The following is a 16,110-nucleotide window of genomic DNA, read 5'->3' as shown; positions in this document are numbered from 1 at the left end:
GTTCAAATGGCTATTCTACGTTTGATTGGTTTTGGAAAAAAAGAAGAATTTAAGAAAGTGCTAGCAATTTTAAGAAAGAAAAAGCCTGATAGGACAAGGATCCTATGAAATTTGTCGTGTACAGAGAAAATATTCATAGGATAATTTATATGAAATCAATTTTTGACTTTATTTCGGCTTTGTTGCATAAACATTCAAAAGCTGAGTTCTCCCCAATCCATTCAAATTTAAGACACAACTTGGGTGCGAGGTCTACCTAATTCCGTAAATCTATTCAGAACTGCCACACGCGCATGAATTTCATTGACCTGACTTTGAAAATGTCTTGCCGTCAGCCTATCACCTAATAATTTGATGCAATGCATCTTGGTTTCCACCAAACTACGACGGTGATAACCCGACCATTTTTTCCATAGGGTTCTGCCTAAATGTTTAACCGTTTGAAGTAACTCATTTCGTTCTATTGAACTTATTTTAGAATCTTTCCAGGGCTTGGCATTCTTTCTGGGTGGAATTACTGCATGTGCTTGACGATCTGAAATCACTTTTCTGCAGCACTTCGTGTCGTACGCGCCATCGGTATAGACAGAATCTATTCGCTCATCTAGTGGAATTTGATCCAGTAAATCACCTAGTACTTGTGAATCACTGACATTATTTGTAGTAAGCTGAACGGCACGTATTTGCAGTGTTTCAGCATCTATACCAATATGCAGTTTACGCCATTGCCGACGGTATTCAGGCTGATGTTTTTTACGCTTCCATTCGCCTTCACCTAAAAACTTTAAACCCGTAGAGTTGACAAGTAGGTGTAACCCATCATGACTTTTCTGATAGCTTATCGCAATATCAATATGCTTTTGTCGTCTACAAAGGGTGGAGTAATCTGGTGCTGCCCAATTCAAGCCACAGAGTTTAATCAGGCTTTGAACAAAGCCAGTAACCATACGTAAAGAAAGACGGAATAGAGATTTGATCATTAAACAGCATTGAATCGCTGTATCGGAATAAGTTTGATTTCGTCCTTGCTTGCCTTGTGGTTGTGCATACCATTGCGTCTTAGGATCAAACCAGATTGAAATATTTCCTCGCTTGATTAAAGCTTGGTTATACGAGGACCAATTGGTTGTACGATAGATTTTAGGTGTAGGCTTCTTCATCTGGAAATTATATTACTGAAGAAGCCTTCAAGAATAGCTTTGTGCAACAAAGCCCTTTATTTCTAAAAAATCCCTATCAATAACGCTATTTGAAAGTGCTAGTGCTGGATATTTAGCATATAGAATTTCACAGGATAAAAACTCTGGGATACTTCTTGATGGCTCTGTTGTAAGTTATGACTTACTATTCAAGAAGCGTATTTTAAATATAAAACAATCACTTATAAACAAATATACAGCGGAATCCCAAGAAGTCACCACACAAATGATAGTGAATGGTAAAAAACTTTTTAAATCAGATATTTATATTTCTTGCACTGGGCTTTTAAAGCGTGGAGGATCTGAAAACAAATATAAACCAGTAGGTACTTTTTTCTATTGCATCTTCTTTAAAAAAAACTACTATAACTTCAGAATTAGAACTAAAGGAAAACCTAATAAAAAATTAAATACTCTATATAAAGCTATTCTAAAATCACTCTCAAAAATATTAAAAAATTATTATTGTTAGCTTCATGTAATTAAATAAAACCCATTTATCCATATAAAACAGCACCCAATACATAATCTTTAAACACAGTGAAACTTAATACAGATTATGTAACATCTTAAATATTTAAATTTATAATATTCATGTTATTAATAATTGATCTACTGTGATTGAGTAGATTATCTAATTAATCTTTAAAGGAACAGTATTATGTCTAACTATAACCAAGATCAAAATAATGATACTCGTCTACAGCACCAACGTGGCGATACTCAAAAACCTCAACACCAACAAAATCAACAATCTGATCAACAACGTCAGCAAAATGATCAGCAACAGCAGCAGCAACCCCAACATCAACAAAACCAACAGTCTGATCAACAGCGTCAGCAAAATGGTCAGCAACAACAACAGCAACCTCAACACCAACAAAATCAGCAGTCTGATCAACAACGTCAGCAGAATCAACAGCAAGACCAATAGTCAAAGTAACAACAGTAATTTTTTAATTTACAGAAGCAGCCCAGGGATCACTGCTTTTGTAATTAATTAACTAATTAATCGGAGTTATTACAATGAACGACCATCAAAATGAACATCCAATACATCATGACTGGCGCACGGATTACTCCAATAGACCGTACTATGGCGATCTTCAACGTGAAGTACCCGATATTGATTATGATCGAGACTTGAGATCGGCATATGAGCTTGGACAACGTGAACGCCATCTGTATGGTGAGAATGCTCGATTTGAGGATTCTGAGCCGGATTTACAAACCAAATGGGAAGAGTTCAAAGCAGATTCTCGTTTGAAATGGGAACATGCTAAACATGCTATTAAAGATGCTTGGGAAAAGATGTAAACAACAACTTCTAAACTAAAATTCAAAAAATGTATTAAGCATGGACTTTATAAAAATAATTCTGCATGACACCTCTTTTAATTTTGCATTGGAAATTATTATCCGATGCATCATTATGTTTATATTAATTATTATTTTTTTAAGATTTTCAGGTAAAAGAGGTGTCAGGCAACTTTCAGTATTTGAGTTAGCCATCATTTTAAGTTTGGGTTCTGCAGCTGGCGATCCAATGTTTAATGATGATATTCCTATCATACAAGCACTCATTGTGTTTGCAGTCATTATTCTTCTGTATAGATTCACAACATATCTAATCATGAAATCAGATGCTTTTGAAACATTGTTAGAAGGTAGGCCAATGTATATCGTCAAAGATGGCTTATTGATTGTTGAAGATATCAAACAGGAAAAGTATTCATATGACGAATTTTTTGCTGAGTTAAGGCAAAACAAAATAGAACACTTAGGGCAAGTCAAATCAGCCTTACTTGAAACTGATGGGTGTCTAAGTGTAATTCCTTATGCCAAAGATAATATCAAATGGGGACTACCAATTTTTCCTGATCACTACCAAAAAGCAAAGCGTTTTGATTCTAAAAAATACTATTCGTGCATGCTGTGTGGTCAAACACAATTTATTAGTTCTCTAAATGCTCAGTGCCCCCGCTGCAAATGTGACCGCTGGGCTGAATCTGCTTTTTATTGTGAAAGTAGCTCCAATCAATCATCAGATTGAGCACAAAATAGACAATTTTTTACTTTAAATTTGCCAAGCATCTTTATTATCTATATTAGCTTTATGCAATAGCAAAACCTTATCTAGCACATGTACTAAATAACATCAGACAAAGGGATGTAGCTCATGAAAAAATCAAATAACCCTAAAATTGATCAGTTTGAAAAAGAGGCATATGTAGCCCCTAAAGGTAAAACACTGACCTCATCTTTGGGTGTACCTGTAGCTGACAATCAAAATAGCTTAAAAATAAATCAGACTGGTCCTACTCTGTTAGAAGATTTTCTCTTACGAGATAAGTTAATTCATTTTGACCGTGAACGTATCCCTGAGCGTGTAGTGCATGCTCGTGGTGTTGGAGCGCATGGTTATTTTGAAGCTTATGAAGGCAACGAAAAATGGACTAAGGCTAAATTTTTGACTAACACTCAAAATCCAACACCAATCTTTGTCAGGATTTCTACAGTACAAGGTGGACGCGGATCAGCTGATGTAGTCCGTGATGTACGCGGGTTTTCCATTAAGTTTTATACCGAAGATGGAAACTACGATTTAGTAGGTAATAACATTCCTGTATTTTTTATTCAGGACGCAATCAAGTTCCCTGACTTTGTCCACGCTGTAAAGCCTGAAGATCCGAATGAAGTTCCAACAGGTCAATCTGCGCATGATACGTTTTGGGATTTTATTTCTTTAAATACCGAAGCCTCTCACATGACAACTTGGGTGATGTCAGATCGTGCTATCCCGAGAAATTTACGATCGATTCAAGGTTTTGGTGTACATACCTTCAGATTAATCAATAAAGAAAATCAGGCGCATTTAGTTAAATTTCACTGGACTCCTAAGCAAGGTGTTGCCCAAGTCGTTTGGGATGAAGCTCTAAAACTTAATGGTAAAGATCCAGACTTCCATCGCCGCGATCTATGGGATGCCATTGAACGTGGCAATTATCCTGAGTGGGAATTAGGGGCACAGATCTTTACTGAAGAACAAGCGGCTCAATGGGACTTTGATGTTTTGGATGCGACAAAACTGGTACCTGAAGAGCTCGTACCTATTACCCCACTAGGTAAATTTACTCTAAATCGAAATACAGATGATTTCTTTGCTGAAACAGAGCAAGTTGCTTTCAGTCCAGCCAATATTGTTTCAGGAATTGATTTTAGTAATGACCCTTTATTACAAGGTCGTCTGTTCAGCTATACAGATACCCATTTGCACCGTTTAGGTACTGCAAACTTTAATCAAATTCCAATTAATAAACCAGTCTGCCCTTTCCATACAAATCGACGTGGCGGCTATGCAAACCATGAAGTCTATAAAGGTAAAGCGAATTATGAGCCTAACTCTGTAGATGAAAATTGGCCTAGAGAATCTAATAATGATCCGCATGCATTTCGGACCCATCCTGAAGAAATCCAAGGCAGCAAGTTAAGAATCCGACCAGAAAGCTTCGCAGATCATTTCTCGCAAGCGACCATGCATTACCAAAGTCTTGCTAAGCATGAACAACAGCATATAAAGGATGCCTATGCATTTGAACTCTCAAAAGTGAAAGCTGTTGAAATTAGGGAAAGAGTTGTAAATGAGGTGCTTGCAAATATTGATTTGGATTTAGCTCAATTTGTAGCAAATGAATTGGGATTAGCTGCTCCAACTAAGCAAAGTAAATCGATTAAGAAAGCTACCGTCGCTAAATCTGATCACTTAAGCACATTGGCATACCCAGCATCTGATATTAAGCAACGGAAAATCGCACTGTTGGTGCACAACGGTGCAAATGCTTCATCTATCGATGCAATCAGGACTTGGGGCGAATCAGAAAGCGCTGTAGTAGAAATATTAGCGCCTAATGCTGCGCCAGTGAAATCTAACGATGGTAAAGAAATTGCAGTGGATGGACGTCAGAATGGCGAACCTTCAGTTACCTACGATGCTGTCGTTGTTATTGATGGTGAAAATTTAGATGAATTCCTGAGTGATGGTGTAGCTAAACACTATGTTTTGGAAACTTTTAAGCATCTTAAACCTATAGTATTATTGGGTGATAAAGAGGCTTTAATTAAAGAACTAAATCTCATCCAAGATGCTGCGCTTCTCATTTCACAAAGTTTCAAAGATGTCAGTGATCAATTTAAAACAGCTATTCAAAATCATCGATATTGGGATCGTGAAGATAAGGTTGCTTCTATACCGGCCTAATTTAACTAAGAATAAAAAACCGCCCTTCTGGGCGGTTTTTTTATTTATTGGCTCTTGGTTCGAACTAGATTTAAAAAATGTAGATGTCGTTCGTATTGATCAATGACATCTTGTAAAATATCTTCTTGCGTCCATTCGATAATGTCATAATTTTGACCACCTTCCCTCAAAAATACTTCAGCTTGATAATCTTGCGTGATTTCTGCTGAATCCAACATAAAGCTTGGTATATTTTTTTCTTGGACAACCACTTGGTATATAAAGTTAATCTCATCTTGATGGTTTACACGTAGCTGCAAGCCATCATCTATCGTGTTTACCGTCACATCTAAATGACGACGCTTAAACTCTTTCTGTAGATTTGAAAATGCCTGGCTTACCGTTGTATCAATATACTGTTCAACTTCTTCACGTGTATGCGGATAATGCATAATCAATCCTAAACGTTGCTGCCAACTTCTTGGATTATGAATTGCTCTAGGTGTAATACGTGCATCCTGTAATGCTTGCATCTTGGTTGCATCTAAATGTAAAGCCTTGACTAAGCCCCAGCAAATTAAAAGCATTACGAAGGTGAATGGTAATGCACTCAACATTGTTGCAGATTGCAAAGCTCCTAAACATCCTGCAAACAACAAAACAATCGCAAGTACAGCCATTAACGTTGTCCAAAACAATCGCTGCCAAGTTGGAGAGTTTTCAGATTTTGCAGTTAGATAGTCTGTAACTAAAGCCCCAGAGTCTGCCGATGTCACAAAAAACAACATGACCAGAATGGTCGCCACAAAACTCATCACGCCTGAGAATGGCAAGGTCCCTAAATATTCAAATAACGCAACGGATGAATCTCGTTGCACTGCAGAAATCAGCGAGGTGTTCGCTTCGTTTAAAATACTATAGAGTGCAGCATTCCCCATGACTCCCATCCAGATCAGCGTGAAGCCTGTTGGAATAAGTAAAACACCTACAATAAACTCACGAATAGTACGTCCTTCAGACACACGCGCAATAAACATACCTACGAATGGTGACCATGAAATCCACCATGCCCAGTACATAATTGTCCAACCACCAATCCAACCATCAGATTGATAGGCATATAAATTAAAGGTCATGTTGAATAAGTTTGAAAAATACTGGCCAGCATTTTGTATAGTCGCTTGTAATATGAATATCGTTGAACTAGCAAAAAATACAAATAATAAGAGGGTTAATGCTAAGTCTAAATTGATCTCTGATAATCGTTTAATACCCTTGTCTAAGCCCATAAATACGGACAAAGAGGCCATAGCTGTAACAATGACGATTAGAATTAGCTGCGTCGTCGTTGAATATTCAATCCCGAATAGATAATTCAGGCCTGAGTTAATTTGGGTTACACCAAAACCTAAAGTCGTTGCGACACCAAATACTGAACCGTACCGGGTTTGTCGGAGACCACTTTTCTTGAGAGAATGTCCCAATGACAAAACCAAAATATACCCCTGAAATCAGAGATAGAGCGGTTCAATTATTGATTGAATCCGAAAAAGGTTATCCTTCTACTTGGGCTGCAATCGCAGCAATTGCTCCCTGAGCAGTATACTGCGCAAGGGTTGTACGCCTGAAACACTACGCTCCTGGCATCAGAAGCATTTAAATCTACAGAATCCAATCAAAGTACAGCAGCTTTCAGATCAAGAACGTATTAAACAACTTGAACGTGAAAATAAAGAACTGCAACGTGCCAATGAAATTTTACGTAAAGCAGCCGCTTTTTTCGCCCAGGCGGAGCTCGACCGCCCACACAAATAATGGTGGATTTTATCCATCATAATAAAGAGCTGTATGGAGTCGAGGCGATTTGTAGAATTTTACCGATCACCCCTTCAACCTATTACCGGACTTTAGATCTCGCGGACAATCCAGAACATCGAGCGAAACGAGATTTACATGACTTGCATCATGCTGAGGAGATTAAACGAATTTGGAAGGAAAGTTCAGGTCGATATGGTGTACGTAAAGTTTGGCAAAAACTGAAACGTGAAGGCTATATTATTGCACGCTGTACAGTTGCTCGATTGATGCAAAAGCTAGGTCTACAAGGTGTTTGGCGTGGTAAGAATAAACAAACTACCCGTAGCCGAGATGATCAAAAACGAGCGGATGACTTGGTAAAACGGAATTTTAGTGCAGATCAGCCTGACCACCTGTGGGTCGCTGACTTCACGTATATTCAAACTAATTCAGGTTGGGTCTATACTGCCTTTATTATTGATGTATTCTCACGAGCCATTGTTGGATGGAAAGTATCAATACGTATGAATACAGACATGGTCCTGGATGCATTGGAGCAAGCATTGCATGACCGAGGTATGCCAAAGAATGTGATTCATCATTCCGATAGAGGTGTTCAATATCTTTCTATTCGCTATACCAATCGTTTAGAAGCAGCAAATTTACGAGCATCAGTCGGTACGACCGGTGATTCATACGATAATGCTTTGGCTGAAACAGTGAATGGGTTATACAAAACAGAGGTGATTGAATATTTAAAAGCAGATTGGCAAGGTTTAGCGGATGTACAACTTGCGACATTAAATTGGGTAGATTGGTTCAATAAAAAGCGTGTACATAGTGCACTCGGTTATGTATCGCCTTTTGAGTTTGAAGCAATGTACTATGATAAGATTAACCCGTTAGGTCAGGTGGCCTAACTTAAATAAAAAGTCTCCGACAAACCCGGTACGGTTCAGGTTGGATAGCAATACTTAATGAACCATATCGTTGTAGGATCAATTTTTTGTGCTTTATCCCTATACGGTGTAAAAACTCTCGACGTTTTTTGTTATTTTTTAGCCGATTATTTCGCCAGATTTGTGATAAAAATAGCTTTAATGCATAATAAATTTTATTTAATTGTTCATCATTATTATGAACAGACATTAACTGAATCAGTTGTTTCGGTGAATTTTGAAGCAGTGAGGCTTTTACATCTTCTAAAATCTGTGTATTACCAGCATCACCTAATAGCCTAATCGCTAAAAAGGCATTATACACACGAGATCCTTTTAGGTCTTTCAGCTTTGTAATGCCATTGCCATTTAAATAATTACTATAAAGCTCAAGAGCATGTACCTTGTCTTGAAAATGAAATATTTGATTTAAAAACTAAATAATTACCGCATCAAAACTCTCATTATTATGATTTTCTCCTGATTTAAGCAACAGCAAATCACAAATTCCACTGTCTCCAGTAAAGGGGCGCAACGGCGTGGGATTATGTTTATTTTTATCCGTTGTTTTTGAAAAAAAATGTGAATATTCCTCAGAATACTCTAATGCACTAATGATCTCTAAAGTATTAAGCTCATCACGAAATTTTGGTAATTCATTATCACCAATCAAAGTGAAAATTCGCTGACAAATGACAACGATACCGGCTAAGCTATAATGTGCACGTAATAAAAATAATGCTCGGAGGAGTTTTTGTTCTTCTATAGGGGTATTCTGGTTTATCCATTCTAGCAGTTGCTTAAAATAAATATTCATAGCCTACTCCTAAGACGATAAATCCATGCTTTCCCAAAGTCTGTTAAGGCTAAAGCAACTTCTGCCGTTGGCGCCAAATGAACAATTTGCTTTTGATATTTTTGATAAAGTTTTTCTAGTTGAGGTAAAAGTACAAAAAAGTCAGCTATGTGAAAATAGGGTTGCACAGATTTTCCAAGCTCTTTTACTTTAATTATTTCTAATGGTAAAAGCTTATGGAAGATATAACCTGCTAAAACATTTTCAATTAAAAAAGTACCACTCACCACTGGTGGTGCCTAACCTACCAGTTTTTTTACAAAGGAAATAGGCAGCTTATTTAGATAATGCTGTGTATTTAAAAATAAAGGCATTTCTTCTGGATCTAAACGCTTTAGCCGAAGTTGGTCTGCAACCACCATCTTGTCCTGTGCTTTATCCATTTTTCCCCAGTGTCTTCTTTTCACACTGCCCTTTAGAGTTTTTACCTTACATAAATCCCTATCGACAGCAAGCAATAACTTACGATATATCGCGAGCAGTAGTAATGCTTGATTTTTAATTTTTTCTGAAAACTCACTGCTTATTTCCCCATTGAGTAACATTATTTTCAAAACTAAAGCTGGACATGGTTTTTCAAACCTACCTTCAGATATTGTTAATGCATCAATGAGCAATGGTGTCATCATTTTTTTCTGCACAGGTAAATTATTTTTAGCGTTAAAATAATAGAATATTATAGTCCCAAAATTAACAAAATAAAATCAAATAGATTTTATATTTACTAAAAAAGTATCTGATTTATAAAATTTATTTACTAACCTTATTTTTATACTAAATCATACGTAAAGACAGACGGAATAAGGATCTAATCATTAAGCAGCATTGGGCGGCTGCGTCGGAGTAGGTTTGATATCGCCCTTGTTTGCATTTTGATGGCGCATACCATTGCGTAGCTGGATCGAACCAAATGGCAATATTTCCGCAATTAATGAGTGCTCGGTTATATGCGAACCAATTGGTTGTGCGGTAGATTTTATGTGTAGGCATCTTCATTTGAAAATTATATTGTGGAATAAGCCTTAGAGATAGATTTGTGCAACAAAGCCCTTATAAAACTCAATTGAGTGGTCTAATTAACGGAACCACATTACATATGGTTCTTAAAAAGAACCAACACAATTAGATATTAATATCAATACAGAAGCCACTTTTTCCAACTCACTCAAATTTAGGTCATAACTTAGGTTTGGGATATAAGATCTGGCTTTTTGCTGGGTCGCTACAGTGGTCAACGAGCTGTCAATATCGTGCTTTAATCCAGTCCAGCAAAGCTGAATAACTTTGAACCGTACGCATAATTTAAGTCATGTGCTGAAAAGGCTGCTGACCCAATGACCTAAATGAAGAACTACTACCACACCACTGGAAACCCAACTCAAATTAAAAAATAGGTATGGGTTTCAGTGGACGTTTACAATCCATCAGCTTGATTAACAAGATGATGGATTAGAGATAACATCAACTTAACTAATATGCCCATTGAATGAGCATTCTAAAAAAAACTGCAACAATAGCTAAGGTCAGTACGCCACCCAGCCAAAGTACAACAAACCATCCTACTTGATTCAGTTTCATGATGATTCTCCTTAATGATAGCCATCATCCCCGACACGGACTTTATCACGGAACACCCAATACGACAGTGCGGTATAGAACAAAATAATTGGAATCAACACCAATGCTCCAATCAGGGCAAATAACTGGCTGCTTTGTGGGGCTGCTGCCTGCCAAATGGTGACGGATGGTGGGATGATATTTGGCCATAGACTAATTAAAAATCCAGTATAGGCCAACAGTACTAAGGCTAAGGTATAAATGAACGGTGCAAATTCCTGACGTCTTTTACAGGCACGTAAAGCCAATAATGTAAACACCACCACGAGAATCGGCACAGGGCTAAAGTAATATAGTTGTGGCAAACTAAACCAACGATTTGCAATCTCTGCATGTACCATTGGGGTGTAAATACTCACTGCAGCAAAAATCACCAATAAAGCAATAATTAGTTTTGGCATGAGGCTAAACATATGATTTTGAACACGTGCATCAGTTTTAAAAATCAGCCAACCACAGCCCAAGCTGGCATACAGCACCACTACAGCAATCCCAGTAAAAATTGAAAATGGGGTCAACCAATCCAATCCGCCACCACTATAAATACCATTAGTGGTTTCAATCCCTTGGATATAAGCACCTAAAATCATACCTTGGAAGAATGATGCCAAGATCGAGCCCCAAATAAACGCTTGATCCCATAAATGTTTGGTGCGGTTCGCTTTAAAACGAAACTCAAAGGCGACACCACGGAAAATCAGTGAGATGACCATTAAGATAATCGGCATATACAGCGCAGAAAGCACAGTCGAATACACCAATGGAAATGCCGCAAATAAGCCTGCGCCACCTAAAACCATCCAAGTTTCATTGCCATCCCAAACTGGTGCGACGGTATTCATCATCACATCGCGTTCTTGGCGATCTTTTACTAAAGGAAAGAGGATACCAATCCCTAAATCAAAGCCATCGAGTACCACATAAATCAACACACCCACAGCAATGATTACCACCCAAATTAAGGATAAATCAATCATGGTTTTTCTCCTGTGGTTGTACTTCAAGCGACTCATCAATCGTACTCATTGGACGATTTGATGCACGAATGACCTCACCATCGCTATGGGCTTGAGAATGAATGAACTGTGGTCCTTTAACCATCAATTTGAGCATGTAATAAATCCCAATACCAAATACGACGCAGTAGACAATCACAAAGATTATTAAAGTTAAACCGACTTGTTCTGCCGATACTGGTGACAAGGCATCTTTGGTACGCAGTACGCCATACACGACCCAAGGTTGACGACCGACTTCTGTGGTAAACCAACCAGCAAGCAGGGCAATAAAGCCTGAAGGTCCCATACATAAGGCAAATTTGTGTAGCCATTTTGACTCATAAAATTTCCCAGTTTTACGCAACCATGCACCCATCAGAGCAAGCAAAATCATCAAGACTCCCATACCGACCATAATGCGGAAGCTCCAAAATACTACGAGCGAGTTTGGTCGATCTTCAGGGGCAAATTCTTTTAAGCCTTTCACCTCACCCTCTAAGGTGTGCGTCATGATCAGACTACCGAGGTTCGGAATGCCAATTGCATACTTGGTTTCTTCCGCCTCCATATCAGGAATACCGAACAAATATAACGGCATGCCATGATCTTTATTAGTTTCCCAGTGACCTTCAATCGCAGCAAGTTTCGCAGGTTGATGTTCTAGCGTATTTAGACCATGCATATCTCCCACAAATACCTGTAAAGGTGCAAGTGCGAGAATCATCCACATCGCCATAGAAAATGATTTTTTTACTAAGGCATCACGGCGACCTTTGAGTAAGTGCCATGCTGCAGTAGCAGCGACCAATAAGCCAGATACTAGGAATGCTGCTAGAGCCATATGCGCTAAGCGATATGGGAATGATGGGTTAAAAACGATAGCAAACCAATCTTGCGGCACAATAATGCCATTTTCAAAGCTGAAGCCTTGTGGAGTTTGCATCCAGCTATTGGAAGATAAAATCCAAAACATGGAAATACAAGTGCCAATTGCCACCATCAGTGTGGCAAAGAAATGGGTTTTAGGACCCACTCTTCCCCAACCAAACAGCATAATGCCTAGGAAACCCGCTTCTAAGAAGAAGGCACTCAAGACCTCATAACTAAGTAAGGGGCCAGTGACACTACCCGCAATACGAGAGAATTCACTCCAGTTGGTGCCAAATTGGTAGCTCATGACTACCCCTGAAACCACTCCCATTCCGAAAGACAATGCAAACACCTTAATCCAAAATTGGAACAGATCACGGTAAACAGGATCTTGTGCTTTTAGCCAACGCCATTCTAAGACCGCAAGAAAACTTGCCAGACCAATGGAAATTGCAGGGAAAATAATATGAAAAGAAACTGTAAAAGCGAATTGAATTCGCGCCAATTCAAGTGCTGTCAAACCTAAATTCATGTCTATCACCTTATTGTGGAATTATGCGGTGAACCACAAACGGCCCATAATTTCGGGACTGTTTTAGGCAAGATAGATCAGTATGATGACGCAGACTGTTGTGAATCTGTTGGGATTTGATCAATTGTTTTAGCCTAATCATATAGGCGAACCGATTCTGTTCGCATCCGCTAAACGGTGCAAAAATATAAAGTTTCATAAAATCACTCTTTAAATACCGAGGTAAATCAACAATTCAAATTGTTGGTCTGATTAGGATTTAAAGTGTGTGTGGAGGTGCCCTACCTTGTGGAAGTAAGTAAAGCCTTTGCAGTGAGAAATATACATGTCGGAAAGCATCTTTATAGAAACTTAGACGGACTTGAATCTTATCGATGATTTCAACTATCTCAAAATCAAAAGGTAGGACAACATCACCATAGACGGTACAGTATTGGCATTGATGGTCATGTCCATTGTGATCGTCGTGGTTATGATCTTGGGTCAGATGATGAACTAGTTCGTTATACGTCTCATGTACGTGTTTGTGCTTTTCGGGGGACAGTAAATTATGTGTAATAGAAAGACATACCGGAGCAATTTGAAATTCTTCGGGTAATAGTGGTTGTAAATATACTGCGATTTGCAAAAATAAAGTCACAATTGCAAAAAACAGTCCACTCTGTCTTAGCAACATATTCTCTCAACGTATGCCAACGAAACTAAAATACTTTAAAAAGTAGCGCTGGCTTGAAATCCGATCATACAAGTCAGCTTTATAGAATTAATATACCTAAAATAGCAGAATCTTTAAAGTGAATATTCACTTTAAAGATATAAATATGAATTTTTAAGATAAAGTCATAAAAAAGCCTTTAATAATTTCAAATACAATATTTTATGTTTTAAAAATTTAAGCGGTAACTTTAAATATGATGAGCCAATGTTTTCAGGTTGGGGGAAATTAACCCGCTTTCATATGGATTTGAATCGACGGTAAAATCAGTTTAGGCATACTTAATGTTGCATCCCGATCATGACGAATCTGCACAAATTCAGATGTTGTCGTTCCCTCATGAATATGAATATTGTGCTTTTTGCGTTTGCATATCGGTTTGGCGGCGAAACTGTCTAGGATCAATATTTCTGATACCAAATACGAAGTGTTTCAGGCTTACAATCAATCTTGGATGCAATAGCTGTGATTGCGGCCCAATTCGATGGATAATCTTTTTCGGATTCAATCAATAATTGAACCGCTCTTTCTCTGATTTCAGGAGTATATTTTACTTTTTTCATCGGGACACTACGCTTCGCTACGTCTTACGAAGGAATGCTTTTCATCTCAAGAAAAGAAGTCTCCGACAATCCCGGTACGGTTCAAAATGTGATTTATAGCTTTTTATGTAAAAAAAAGTAATATTATTTATTGTTGAATTATAACAATTAGTATAAATATAATTATGATTTACATATGAGAAAGGTAATTATATGAAATATTTTTTAAGTTTAACTTTGTTAGTTTTAACAATGACTGGGTGTACTTCGAGTCCAAAGACTGAAACTTTACAAGATAAGGCTACAAGCAATACTTCAGCTGATACGCAGGTCCTTACGTTTTCTGGTCCGAATGGTTTATTAATTTTTCTGAAATCATCGGATAACTTTGAAACTGCTTTAATGACTGATAACTCAGGCGTGGTATATGGTTTAAAGCAAACAGTTGCTGGTAGTGGTATTCGTTTAGCTAATAATAATGGAGTTTCAATTCACTTTAAACGTGGTGAAGGGGTTGTTGAATTTGTAAAAGACCAGCCAATCAGCATTACTGAAGTTAAATAATAAGGTTTAAACTTTAAGAGAACCCATCACCATTGTGTGATTCATAGACATCCTTTCAATATAATGGGTGTCTATGAATCACACATATTATTGAGCGTGACTTAATCCTGCTCTCGCTTCCGTAATGATTTTTTGAATCTCTTCCCGTCGTTGTTTCTTCTTCTCATGGTAAATCCACACAGAAGAAATCAACAAACTTATAATTAGTCCGCCAATCAGTACTTGTAGTCTTGTAAAGATCATTTTTTATTGCTCTTATCATGAAGATTTCATTTAAATTAAGCATTTAAATATTAAAACTTAATGGCAATTTATGACAAAAACCCGTCTTTCAAAGACGGGGCAATACATGACATGTTTGGGAAATTATTATTTTAGAGAATTTGGATATTGCTGGCTTGCTTGCCTTTCTTACCATTCGTAATTTCAAACATTACACGCTGACCTTCCTCTAGTACTTTATAGCCATCGATTCGTACTTCACTATAGTGTGCAAATAATTCTTCACCTGTATCGGAAGCAATAAATCCAAAACCTTTTGTACCGTTGAACCACTTCACTGTCCCTTTTGTTAAATTAGACATTCATATTTCCTTTAAGTAATTATAAGTTTAGAAATTGCTGTAAATACTGATTAATTAACAAGCATATTCAATATAACCAATAATTCTTAAATATGAGGATACAACTGTTAGATCTATGTGAATCAAGTGCTTGTTTTGTTTTCCAATTATTTACTAAAGTGATAATTATTTATCATATTAAGGTAATAATTAGATTTATATCACGAAGCTCGATCACTCACACTTTCCATCAATTGAATGAAAAAGCCCCACATATACATGTGAGGCTTCACCCAATTCAGTTGCGCTGACATGAGTCAGTAAATTATAGGATTATTTAATCAAAGATGCATTTAAAATATATCTTTAAAGCAATTTTTGATATGAACTATCGATTTAATTGAGTGTATGCCCACTTTAAAAATCTATCTTTATCATCAAAGTTTGGGACATTGATTAAGTGAATGAAGTTTGCTGCACCAAATTTACCCGCAATCTTTTTAGGATCGACGATTACAAAATCATCGTCATTACCTAAATTCAGTTCTTTGAAAAACGGCTTTGTTGCACAAAGATTTGAAATGCAAAGCGCCCCTAATTGAGCCAAATTTAAGGCGTAACTTGGGTAAGTGGTCGACCTAATTCCGTAAATCTGTTAAGAACTGCTACACGTGCATGGATC

General features: G+C 37.4%; 13 protein-coding genes, 7 pseudogenes and 1 other annotated feature. Of the genes and pseudogenes, 7 read left to right on the top strand and 13 right to left on the bottom strand.

Annotated features, from left to right (window positions below; all coding sequences use genetic code 11):
• Positions 1-227: 227 nt before the first annotated feature.
• Positions 228-1,160 carry an IS5-like element ISAha3 family transposase gene (locus FTV09_RS14325; protein WP_180058705.1) on the bottom strand — a complete coding sequence of 311 codons (933 nt, stop codon included), beginning with the start codon at positions 1,158-1,160 and terminating at the stop codon, positions 228-230.
• Positions 1,161-1,218: 58 nt separating this feature from the next.
• Between FTV09_RS14325 and FTV09_RS14320 the strand changes: the two genes are divergently transcribed.
• The 5 genes from FTV09_RS14320 to FTV09_RS14300 all read left to right on the top strand — a co-directional run bounded on the left by FTV09_RS14320 (position 1,219) and on the right by FTV09_RS14300 (position 5,457).
• On the top strand, positions 1,219-1,671 hold the full coding sequence (locus tag FTV09_RS14320) for a CinA family protein (protein WP_180058707.1): 453 nt from the start codon (positions 1,219-1,221) through the stop codon (positions 1,669-1,671).
• Between the two features lie 189 nt (positions 1,672-1,860).
• A complete protein-coding gene (locus tag FTV09_RS14315) occupies positions 1,861-2,133 on the top strand; it encodes a hypothetical protein (RefSeq protein WP_171531801.1) in 273 nt (90 codons plus the stop codon).
• Positions 2,134-2,219: 86 nt separating this feature from the next.
• Entirely contained in the window at positions 2,220-2,516 is a 297-nt protein-coding gene (locus tag FTV09_RS14310; RefSeq protein ID WP_171531815.1) for a hypothetical protein, read from the top strand.
• Between the two features lie 40 nt (positions 2,517-2,556).
• Positions 2,557-3,252: a DUF421 domain-containing protein gene (locus tag FTV09_RS14305; RefSeq protein WP_171531800.1), complete on the top strand. Its 696-nt coding sequence runs from the start codon at positions 2,557-2,559 to the stop codon at positions 3,250-3,252.
• Between the two features lie 126 nt (positions 3,253-3,378).
• Positions 3,379-5,457 carry a catalase gene (locus FTV09_RS14300; protein WP_180058704.1) on the top strand — a complete coding sequence of 693 codons (2,079 nt, stop codon included), beginning with the start codon at positions 3,379-3,381 and terminating at the stop codon, positions 5,455-5,457.
• Between the two features lie 44 nt (positions 5,458-5,501).
• Here the strand turns inward: FTV09_RS14300 and FTV09_RS14295 are convergent.
• Positions 5,502-6,875 (bottom strand): annotated as a pseudogene (locus tag FTV09_RS14295) (BCCT family transporter); the annotation flags it as partial.
• 44 nt (positions 6,876-6,919) lie between these two features.
• Here FTV09_RS14295 and FTV09_RS14290 point away from each other — a divergent pair.
• Positions 6,920-8,153, top strand: a pseudogene (locus FTV09_RS14290) (IS3 family transposase).
• Positions 7,209-7,325 (top strand) — a sequence feature (AL1L pseudoknot). (Overlaps the previous pseudogene by 117 nt.)
• A gap of 37 nt (positions 8,154-8,190) precedes the next feature.
• On the opposite strand, the pseudogene FTV09_RS14285 reads toward FTV09_RS14290, so the two are convergent.
• The 9 genes and pseudogenes from FTV09_RS14285 to FTV09_RS14255 all read right to left on the bottom strand — a co-directional run.
• A pseudogene (locus FTV09_RS14285) lies at positions 8,191-8,988 on the bottom strand (site-specific integrase); the annotation flags it as partial.
• Positions 8,985-9,656: pseudogene (locus tag FTV09_RS14280) on the bottom strand (hypothetical protein). The pseudogenes FTV09_RS14280 and FTV09_RS14285, both read right to left, overlap by 4 nt.
• Before the next feature lie 148 nt (positions 9,657-9,804).
• Positions 9,805-10,023 (bottom strand): annotated as a pseudogene (locus FTV09_RS14275) (transposase); the annotation flags it as partial.
• A gap of 474 nt (positions 10,024-10,497) precedes the next feature.
• Positions 10,498-10,605 carry a DUF2474 family protein gene (locus FTV09_RS14270; RefSeq protein ID WP_111886126.1) on the bottom strand — a complete coding sequence of 36 codons (108 nt, stop codon included), beginning with the start codon at positions 10,603-10,605 and terminating at the stop codon, positions 10,498-10,500.
• 11 nt (positions 10,606-10,616) lie between these two features.
• Positions 10,617-11,621, bottom strand: a complete 1,005-nt coding sequence (gene cydB / locus FTV09_RS14265) for a cytochrome d ubiquinol oxidase subunit II (protein WP_180058703.1) — start codon at positions 11,619-11,621, stop codon at positions 10,617-10,619.
• Positions 11,614-13,044, bottom strand: a complete 1,431-nt coding sequence (locus FTV09_RS14260; RefSeq protein ID WP_180058702.1) for a cytochrome ubiquinol oxidase subunit I — start codon at positions 13,042-13,044, stop codon at positions 11,614-11,616. The genes cydB and FTV09_RS14260 overlap by 8 nt, the downstream gene beginning before the upstream one ends.
• Before the next feature lie 259 nt (positions 13,045-13,303).
• Positions 13,304-13,717 (bottom strand): DUF2946 domain-containing protein, encoded by a 414-nt coding sequence (locus FTV09_RS18140; RefSeq protein WP_257222902.1) that lies wholly within the window; start codon positions 13,715-13,717, stop codon positions 13,304-13,306.
• Positions 13,718-13,884: 167 nt separating this feature from the next.
• Positions 13,885-14,141, bottom strand: a pseudogene (locus tag FTV09_RS18245) (hypothetical protein); the annotation flags it as partial.
• Positions 14,142-14,163: 22 nt separating this feature from the next.
• Positions 14,164-14,322, bottom strand: a pseudogene (locus FTV09_RS14255) (IS3 family transposase); the annotation flags it as partial.
• 192 nt (positions 14,323-14,514) lie between these two features.
• Here FTV09_RS14255 and FTV09_RS14250 point away from each other — a divergent pair.
• Positions 14,515-14,865 carry a hypothetical protein gene (locus FTV09_RS14250; RefSeq protein ID WP_171531798.1) on the top strand — a complete coding sequence of 117 codons (351 nt, stop codon included), beginning with the start codon at positions 14,515-14,517 and terminating at the stop codon, positions 14,863-14,865.
• A 374-nt stretch (positions 14,866-15,239) separates the two neighbouring features.
• Here the strand turns inward: FTV09_RS14250 and FTV09_RS14245 are convergent, their stop codons facing one another.
• Together FTV09_RS14245 and FTV09_RS14240 are read right to left on the bottom strand one after the other, a co-directional pair.
• Positions 15,240-15,449: a cold-shock protein gene (locus FTV09_RS14245; RefSeq protein WP_152874215.1), complete on the bottom strand. Its 210-nt coding sequence runs from the start codon at positions 15,447-15,449 to the stop codon at positions 15,240-15,242.
• A gap of 367 nt (positions 15,450-15,816) precedes the next feature.
• On the bottom strand, positions 15,817-16,035 hold the full coding sequence (locus tag FTV09_RS14240; RefSeq protein ID WP_218950185.1) for a hypothetical protein: 219 nt from the start codon (positions 16,033-16,035) through the stop codon (positions 15,817-15,819).
• Positions 16,036-16,110 lie beyond the last annotated feature (75 nt).

This window comes from Acinetobacter sp. YH12227 (assembly GCF_013417785.1).
Lineage (GTDB): Bacteria > Pseudomonadota > Gammaproteobacteria > Pseudomonadales > Moraxellaceae > Acinetobacter > Acinetobacter gandensis.
Note: the sequence above shows the minus strand (reverse complement) of the source record. Positions and strands in the feature narration are given on the sequence as shown.

Excerpts from the sequence above, each read along its gene's own strand:
- FTV09_RS14325 (WP_180058705.1), bottom strand. The coding sequence starts at position 1,160 with ATGAAGAAGCCTACACCTAAAATCTATCGTACAACCAATTGGTCCTCG.
- FTV09_RS14315 (WP_171531801.1), top strand. The coding sequence starts at position 1,861 with ATGTCTAACTATAACCAAGATCAAAATAATGATACTCGTCTACAGCAC.
- FTV09_RS14305 (WP_171531800.1), top strand. The coding sequence starts at position 2,557 with ATGGACTTTATAAAAATAATTCTGCATGACACCTCTTTTAATTTTGCA.
- FTV09_RS14300 (WP_180058704.1), top strand. The coding sequence starts at position 3,379 with ATGAAAAAATCAAATAACCCTAAAATTGATCAGTTTGAAAAAGAGGCA.
- FTV09_RS14270 (WP_111886126.1), bottom strand. The coding sequence starts at position 10,605 with ATGAAACTGAATCAAGTAGGATGGTTTGTTGTACTTTGGCTGGGTGGC.
- cydB (WP_180058703.1), bottom strand. The coding sequence starts at position 11,621 with ATGATTGATTTATCCTTAATTTGGGTGGTAATCATTGCTGTGGGTGTG.
- FTV09_RS14260 (WP_180058702.1), bottom strand. The coding sequence starts at position 13,044 with ATGAATTTAGGTTTGACAGCACTTGAATTGGCGCGAATTCAATTCGCT.
- FTV09_RS14250 (WP_171531798.1), top strand. The coding sequence starts at position 14,515 with ATGAAATATTTTTTAAGTTTAACTTTGTTAGTTTTAACAATGACTGGG.
- FTV09_RS14245 (WP_152874215.1), bottom strand. The coding sequence starts at position 15,449 with ATGTCTAATTTAACAAAAGGGACAGTGAAGTGGTTCAACGGTACAAAA.